Origin of the sequence: Flavobacterium sp. C4GT6 (assembly GCF_036347315.1) — a bacterium.
Lineage (GTDB): Bacteria > Bacteroidota > Bacteroidia > Flavobacteriales > Flavobacteriaceae > Flavobacterium.
Window position 1 is genome coordinate 57,243 of sequence record NZ_JAZGZU010000020.1, and the last position, 8,441, is coordinate 65,683.

7 protein-coding genes are annotated in these 8,441 nt (G+C 37.8%); 6 read left to right on the forward strand and 1 reads right to left on the reverse strand.

Going from position 1 to position 8,441, the window contains the following annotated elements; genetic code table 11:
* Positions 1 to 11 precede the first annotated feature (11 nt).
* On the reverse strand, positions 12 to 1,631 hold the full coding sequence (locus tag V3Z67_RS17115; protein ID WP_330444476.1) for a lamin tail domain-containing protein: 1,620 nt from the start codon (positions 1,629 to 1,631) through the stop codon (positions 12 to 14).
* A gap of 309 nt (positions 1,632 to 1,940) precedes the next feature.
* On the opposite strand from V3Z67_RS17115, the gene pdxR reads away from it, so the two are divergent.
* From pdxR to V3Z67_RS17145, 6 genes are all read left to right on the forward strand, one after another.
* A complete protein-coding gene (gene pdxR / locus V3Z67_RS17120; protein ID WP_330444477.1) occupies positions 1,941 to 3,428 on the forward strand; it encodes a MocR-like pyridoxine biosynthesis transcription factor PdxR in 1,488 nt (495 codons plus the stop codon).
* Positions 3,429 to 3,503: 75 nt separating this feature from the next.
* Positions 3,504 to 4,403, forward strand: a complete 900-nt coding sequence (locus V3Z67_RS17125; protein ID WP_330444478.1) for a hypothetical protein — start codon at positions 3,504 to 3,506, stop codon at positions 4,401 to 4,403.
* Between the two features lie 131 nt (positions 4,404 to 4,534).
* Entirely contained in the window at positions 4,535 to 5,149 is a 615-nt protein-coding gene (locus V3Z67_RS17130; RefSeq protein ID WP_330444479.1) for a class I SAM-dependent methyltransferase, read from the forward strand.
* Positions 5,150 to 5,254: 105 nt separating this feature from the next.
* Positions 5,255 to 6,517, forward strand: coding sequence for an NAD(P)/FAD-dependent oxidoreductase (locus V3Z67_RS17135; RefSeq protein WP_330444480.1), 1,263 nt, complete (start codon positions 5,255 to 5,257; stop codon positions 6,515 to 6,517).
* 99 nt (positions 6,518 to 6,616) lie between these two features.
* Positions 6,617 to 8,035, forward strand: coding sequence for an MBL fold metallo-hydrolase (locus tag V3Z67_RS17140; protein ID WP_330444481.1), 1,419 nt, complete (start codon positions 6,617 to 6,619; stop codon positions 8,033 to 8,035).
* Positions 8,036 to 8,042: 7 nt separating this feature from the next.
* On the forward strand, positions 8,043 to 8,258 hold the full coding sequence (locus tag V3Z67_RS17145) for a hypothetical protein (protein ID WP_330444482.1): 216 nt from the start codon (positions 8,043 to 8,045) through the stop codon (positions 8,256 to 8,258).
* Positions 8,259 to 8,441: the final 183 nt, after the last annotated feature.

Genomic DNA, 8,441 nt, shown 5'->3' on the forward strand with positions numbered 1-8,441 from the left:
CTTATAATTAATTAAAATGAGGTTCCGTCTGCTTTTGTACCCGGAGAGAATAAGGCTCCGTTTACTGAGCTGTGCTGTACAAATTCTCCCGTAATATCAGGATTTCTGGTATACGATTCGTTAGGGTTGTTAGACAGCGGTTCGATATTAAAGGTAAGCAGTACATTACCTTCGGCATCAGTGATTGTCATAAGATCATCTGCATTATTCATATTTAAATCACCAGTTGTTGAGGTTTGTACCACGGCACCACCAAAACTTCCGGTAGGTGTACCACCGCCAAACACTACAATTGCACCGTGTGCCGGTACTATTGTACCTGCCGGGAAAGTATGGTTAGGAGTACTTGCCAAATATCCGTCGGCATCATAAATCATAAAGCCACTCATATCCAGCGCATCGTCTGAATCATTATAGAATTCAATAAACTCATCTTCAGCCTGACTGTATGCACCGTCACCATTTGCATCACCGTCCAACGCATCGTTAGAAGGATCGTAAAGCACTTCGTTTATTAGTAGTGAAATCACGATTTCGTCGTCTTCAATATTTATAGTCACTGCCTGATTTTCGGCTGCTTCGGCATTGGTTACACTTTCAATATCAAGTACTACCGTTTCATTACCTTCAGCCTCATCATCCTGTATTGCAGATAATGTGGCTGTCGCCGATGTTTGCCCGGCGGGTACTACTATAGAAGTTGTACTTAGAGTATAATCAGTATTAAGTGTAGCCGTACCGGCAACACTTAATACAACAGTAACATCCTGATTTGTTACAGCATTTAATGATACTGTTACTGTAGCTATACCATCGGCTTCAGATATTGTTTCGTTGTCTACAGCTAAAAATACTGTAGCTGTAACATTAGCGTCAGACACTACTCCTAATCTGTTTTCAGGAGTCAACTGATCGTAAATTGCTGCCGGGACAACAATATCTGCCGTATCAGGATCTCCGTCAGGCCCCGGATTACCACTCATATCCAGCATTTCGTCTATGGCTAAATTGTTAGACAAATCAATAGTAACAAAATTGTGGTTAGGCAAGTATAAATGTTTTAATGCCGTATTGTTACTCAAATCGATAGTAGAAAGTTTCTGATTCTCTTCGGCACTTGAGCTTCCTTTATATCGTAGCAGGGTTAGCTGTGGATTATTTGATAAATCCAGACTAGCAATAAGGTTAAAGTTAAGTTCCAGTTCCTGTAATACAGTAAGGTCTGAAACGTCTAGACTGGTAACACTATTTGAAGTAAGTACCAAATGTTGCAACCCTACAAAATATTCAATACCTGTAAGGTCGGTAATTTTTGTCTCGGCTGTTGCCAGTCCTGCCGTCGTTAAATTTGCGACATTACTACTGGTTTTACTTAGTAAAAGTTCATTTACGGCAGCTACTTCTGTTGGATCAAGGTAATAGTGTACGGCTCCGTCTTCCACCACTTCATATACCCCTGCTGTCTCATTATATAACATGTATTCACCAAAAGCATCATCCGGTATAAGTACTAAGTCAGGAGTCGTTCCGCCACCATCTTCTGTCGGCTCCACGTCATCTGTACTACAACCTGTTAAAAGCTGGACAAGGATAAAGCACCCTGCCATATACTTAATCAAATTGGTTTTCATAATTTTAAGTGTTTAAGTTAGCGTGATGGTAATAGTTATGAATATAGTTTTGCAATAAGGACCGGTACCTTTTTAAATTGCATTGTAAATTTATTTTCAGTATTTACAGATAACCTTTTTCACAACCTCACCAACTCAGCAATATCTGTAACAAAACAATCTATTCTTAAATAATTAACTTGTTTTTTTATTAATATCGTTTTTTAAAACGATTTCGTTTTATAATTATTTAATTATTTATTTGCCAAAGAGAGTAAACTTTTTAATATCTTTAACATACCAATTTAAATTTTATAAGCATACCAGTTAATGGATATTATCACACATATTCTAAATTCAGACTTTAATTCAGCAAATCAAAGCCAGAATACCCTTAAGTTCGTGAGGCTCACCGAGTACTTAAAGAATATTATTGAGCAATACCAGTTGCTTGAAGGTGCTTATTTACCCTCTACGCGAAATCTTAGTGAATACCTTTCGGTTTCAAGAAGCACCGTAATAAAAGCATACGAATTACTTATTATAGAAGGCTTTGTTGAAGCAAAAAAAGGGTCTGGCTATAAAATACTACCCAGACAGGAAAAGAACATTACTGCCAAAGACAAGGTTAACCCACAGGTTAAATACCCTAAAATATCAAAATCAGGCGTTAGCTTTCAGCATAACGTACACCTTATTAATACCACATCAGACAAATACATAGCCTTCAGGCCGGGATTACCGCCTCTGGACATATTCCCGGTAAACCAATGGAAAAAACTATCCAACCTGTACTGGCGCAACATAAAGGCTTCTTCCCTAACCTATTCTAACTCATCAGGGATTAAAAACCTTAAAAAGAATATTGCCAATTACCTATACCTTATGCGGGGTATAAAATGTGATTATGAACAGATAATAATAGTATCAGGGTCGTTGCAGTCACTTTACCTATTAGGCACAGCACTCTTGGACAGAGGGAATGCCGTAATTATGGAAAACCCAACTTTCCCTAATGTGCACTCTATTTTCAGGAGCCTCGAGGCTGACATTAATGCTTTCCCTCTTGACAGCGAAGGTATTTGTCTGCCCGAAAGCAATGAAGCGTTTAAACCAAAAATTATTCATGTTACTCCGTCCAATCATTACCCAACCGGAGTGAAAATGACAAAAAAACGCAAACAGGAAGTTATAGACTGGGCTAAACAAAACGAGTCTATCATTATTGAAAATGATTACGACCACGAGATAAGTAATTGGGGACTTAAAGACCCTACCATTTTTGAAATGGACAACGATAACAGAACAGTATACCTTGGCACCTTTAACCGTTTGCTACACCCTTCCATAAGGCTTGGCTACATGATAGTACCCTACTATTTACTGGATGTTATTACAGCACTGCAAAAGCACTCCCACCGTTTCGTATCGCCCTACAATCAAATTGTAATGAGTCAGTTTATTGAAAAGAACTACCTCTTTAACCATATTAAAAATGTGATAGAGGTAGCCGATGAACGAAAGGAACTTTTCACCCGTTTGATAAACAATAATATACACGAGTCCTTTAAGCTTAATGATTCTGCTACACGAAGCCTGCATCTGTTGGCATCGGTTCCCCCGTCTTTTAATGATAAGGAACTGGTAGACGAACTCACACAGCATCAGCTTATAGCCCATCAGTACAGTAAATGTTTTATTAATGATGAGCAAAACGGACTAATACTGGGTTATTCGGCAGTTAGAAAACATCTTATGACTAAAAAAATAATGGAAATGGTGCGTACTTATAATGATTTTGCACAAAAGCACCTGTAAGCGGTATGCTTACAAAATTTAAATTGGTATGTTTATATAGCTTTTATTTTCAATTCTTTTGTGAAAAGAATACAAATGAAATATTTATTCGTCTTACTGCTTACCCTTTCCTTAACCGGATGTGATAAAAACGATGTGTCTTACAAACAGACCGATATGCTGGAAGGAAAAGGTGTATTTACCTACCAAGGTTACGAACCGCTTTCATCAAAACCGGTTAATGTATATTACTATGTTCCCGAAAACAGCGACAGTACTACTCCTGTTCTGTTTGCTTTACATGGTGCAAACCGTAATGCGGTAGATTACAGGGATGCCTGGATTACATATGCCGAAACTAATAAGACCATTATTGTTGCTCCCGAATTTTCAGACGCTTACTACCCGGGTGGTGACGCTTATAATTTAGGAAACATGTTTACAGATGGTGATAACCCTTCTGCTGCTACACTAAACCCCGAAAGTGAATGGACATTTTCCATAATAAAACCTTTGTTCAGTTATATTAAATCGGTTACGCCAACATCTGTTTTAACTTACAATATGTACGGGCACTCGGCAGGAGCACAATTTCTTCAAAAATTCATATTACTGGATTCAGCAGCACATTTAAACAAGGCTTTGGCATCGGGAGCAGGATGGTATACTGATATTGATACCTCTATTGAATTTCCTTACGGACTGGCCGAGAGTCCGCTTGCCGATATTAATCCTTCAAATTATTTTGCCAGAAAAGTACTGATACAGGTAGGCAAAAATGATACCGAACCAAACTCACCCGGATTGAGACATAACAGCACGGTAGACCTACAGGGACTTACCCGATATGACCGTGCCATACACTTTTTTAACCTAAGTGAAAATGCAGCGGCTACTTCAAGCAGCACGTTTAACTGGGAACTGCAAACAGTTCCAAATGCCTCCCATGAATTTACCGAATCTATAGAACAGGCCGCTGCATGGTTAATGGAATAGTTATAGTTTTTTAATAATTTTCTATCATTACTTTAAAATGGTTTAACCCGCTTATATAAGCGGGTTATTTTTTTATGTAACTTGGGTTACAGTCATAATTATCATAAAAATATAAGTTTGTAAAAAAAGTAATGGAGGATTTTTGGAATACAAGATACAGTCAGCCAGATTATGCCTATGGCATTGATCCTAATATCTATTTTAGAGAACAACTTGATAAGTTAAATCCCGGAAAAATTTTATTGCCCGCAGAAGGCGAAGGACGTAATGCTGCATATGCCGCTAAGAACGGATGGGATGTACATGCTTTCGACATCAGTACAGAAGGCAGAAAAAAAGCATTGGCACTCGCACAACAAAATAATACCAATATCAACTATACGATAAGTAATATAAACGACTTTAATACATCAATTCAATCATTTGATGTAATAGCGCTTATCTATGCTCACTTTCCATCAACACAAAGAACCGAGTACCACAAAAAAGTCAATTCGTTACTCAAAAAAGGTGGAACACTTATTATTGAGGGTTTTAATTTATCTCATATAGAAAATCAAAAGCAAAACCCTACCGCTGGAGGACCAAAAGACGCCTCTATGCTGTACACCATAGAAAATCTTAAAGCTGACTTTCAGGATAATTTTAATTTTTCGGAATGCCATGAAAAAGAAATTTCCTTATCTGAAGGGAAATATCACGAAGGTAAGGCTGCGGTAATCAGGCTAACAGCAATAAAAAAGTAATGCTTTGCATTACAAGCCAATAACCCTGAGCATTTATTTGGCAGTGTAACTTTTGTTACAGTTTATTTAGTTGTGTATCAATAGCTTTACTAAAAACTAATAAACATGGAAACTAAATACCAAATTGTCATTATAGGTGGTGGTACAGCCGGTATAATGGCAGCAGCACAACTTACAAAAAAACATAAGGTTAAAGATATTGCCATAATCGAACCTTCGGGTATTCACTACTACCAGCCGGCATGGACCCTGGTAGGAGCCGGCACTTATGACTATAGTAAAACGGCTAAACCAATGAAGGAATGTATTCCCAATGGCGTAACATGGATAAAGGACTTCGCTACAGGTTTTATTCCTTCAAAAAATTCTGTATGCACACAAAACAGCGGTACTGTAATTTATGACTACCTTATTATTGCACCGGGCCTAGTTAATGACCTTTCTCTAATTGAAGGTCTTTCCGATGCTGTCGAAAAAGGAGTGGTATGCAGTAATTATATAAACCCCGAATATACATGGAAAAAACTTCAGGAATTCAAAGGCGGGAATGCTGTATTCACACAACCCACTACACCAATAAAATGTGGTGGTGCTCCACAAAAAATAATGTATCTGGCTGCCGATTACTTTAGAAAAAAAGGGATTGACACTAAAACCAATGTGGTATTTGCCACACCGGGTTCTGTAATATTCGGAGTAAAAATCATTGCTCAAACTCTTATGAAAGTCATACATCGTTACAATATTCATTTCAAACCTTTTTATGCTCCGGTTAAAATTGATGCTGACAATAAAATTGTTTACTTCAAAAATGTGGCCCCCGAGGATAACAAGTGTATCATTAATGAAGGAAATGTTTTAGGAGAAAAACAACAGGGAGAATCTACCATTGAGATGCCTTTTGATTTTTTGCATCTGGCTCCACCTCAAACGGCTCCAACTTTCATAAGAAATTCAGAATTGGCTAATGATGCCGGTTGGCTGGATGTAGATATAAACAGTCTTCAGCATAAACAATATCAAAATATTTTTGGCCTTGGCGATGTTGCAGCATTGCCTACAGCAAAAACCGGAGCTGCAATAAGAAAACAGGTACCCGTAGTAATCCATAATATAATAAAGCTCATTAAAAATCAGCCTGCTAACGACAAGTCTTATGAAGGATACTCTTCCTGTCCACTTATTACAGGATATGGCAAAATGGTTTTAGCCGAATTTAACTATAAGAACGAGTTTACTCCTGACTCTAAGTTAAAACAAATGCTCATTTTTAAAAGTTATAAGGAACACTGGAGGCTATGGCTTCTTAAAAAATATATGTTACCCTACCTGTATTGGAACAAAATGCTTAAAGGTAAAGATGTATAACATGTACCTATAATTTAAAATAAACATCTGTAACTTTTGTTACTGCACACACTGATAACTGGTTATACTTTTACAGTACAATAACAAAAAACAACAATCATGAAAATCGAACAAATTTACACAGGATGCTTAGCACAGGGTGCTTACTATATTGAAAGTAATGGAGAGGCTGCTATTATAGACCCGCTACGTGAGGTTCAACCTTATATCGCTAAAGCCGATAAGGATAATGCAAAAATCAAATACGTACTGGAAACCCATTTCCATGCCGATTTTGTTAGCGGTCATTTGGATCTTGCCAAAAAAACAGGAGCGACTATTGTGTTTGGCCCAACTGCCAAACCTGCTTTTAACGCTCATGTGGCAGAAGATGGTGAAATACTTACCCTTGGCAACATAACTATACAGGTAATACACACACCGGGACATACTATGGAAAGTACGTGTTACTTGCTCAAAGATGAAAACGGAAAAGATGTTGCCCTATTTACTGGTGACACACTATTTATTGGTGATGTAGGCCGTCCTGACCTTGCGCAGAAAGTGATTGCCGATTTAACTCAGGATAAGCTTGCTTCTCATTTGTACGATTCACTACATAATAAAATACTTCCGCTAGCCGATGATATTATTGTTTATCCGGCGCATGGTGCGGGTTCGGCTTGCGGTAAAAACATGAGTAAGGAAACAACCGATACTCTTGGCAATCAAAAACGTACCAACTATGCTCTGCAACCTATGAATAGGGAGGACTTTATTGAAAAGGTACTTGACGGACTTATGCCGCCTCCGGCATATTTCCCCGAAAATGTTTTGATGAATATTAAAGGATACGAAAGTATTGATAATGTACTTAGTAAAGGATTACAGGCCCTGTCGCCTGCTGCTTTTGAAGCTGCAGCAAATGAGACCGGAGCCATTATACTGGACACAAGGGAACCTCAGGTTTTTGCTAAAGGCTTTATCCCAAATAGCATTAATATTGGTATTGACGGTAATTTTGCTCCGTGGGTAGGTGCCCTGATACCCGATATCAAACAGCCTTTACTTATCGTTGCCGACAAAGGTCGTGAAGAGGAAGTAGTTACCCGACTTGCCCGTGTAGGTTATGACAGTGCTATTGGTTACCTTGACGGAGGAATAGAAGCGTGGAGTAATACCGGAAATGAAACAGATAATATCACATCCATAACTACAGATGAATTTGCTGCCATACTGGAAAAAAACCCTAACATAAACATCCTTGATGTAAGGAAAGCAAGCGAACATTACTCTGAACGTATAATTGATTCAGAGAACATTGCTTTAGATTACATTAATGACCATATAGCCGATGTGAGCAAAAATAAAACCTACTATGTACATTGTGCCGGAGGTTACCGTTCCATGATATTTATATCTATACTTAAAGCCAGAGGCTTTGATAACCTGATAGATGTTAAAGGCGGATTTAAAGCCATTAAAGAATCGGGTAAATTCAATATAAGTGATTATGTTTGCCCTACAACAATGCTGTAAACAATAAATGATGGATGCTATTTTTAAGAACTGGACTGTAATACGAATCGTAAAAATGATTATGGGGATATTGGTATTATATCAATCCATAGTAATGGAATCTGCCATGCTTATAGGATTGAGTATCTTACTTTGCCTGATTGTCCTGTTAAATGCAGGATGTACTTCGGGTTCATGCTCCACTCATTACAGCAACAGTAGAAGAAGAAACAGTAAACGATAAATTTCTTTTCATACATTAGCTTACAGAGCAAAAAGGCTTATTGTAAATTTACAATAAGCCTTTTTTAATTAAACATACAACTGACATAAAACTGCTATCTCTTCAATGAGAAGTGAGCTTTAAACTCTTTCTCTACAGGTTCTCCGTTTACCAGTTCACGGTAGGTTACACTAAACCAGTAGT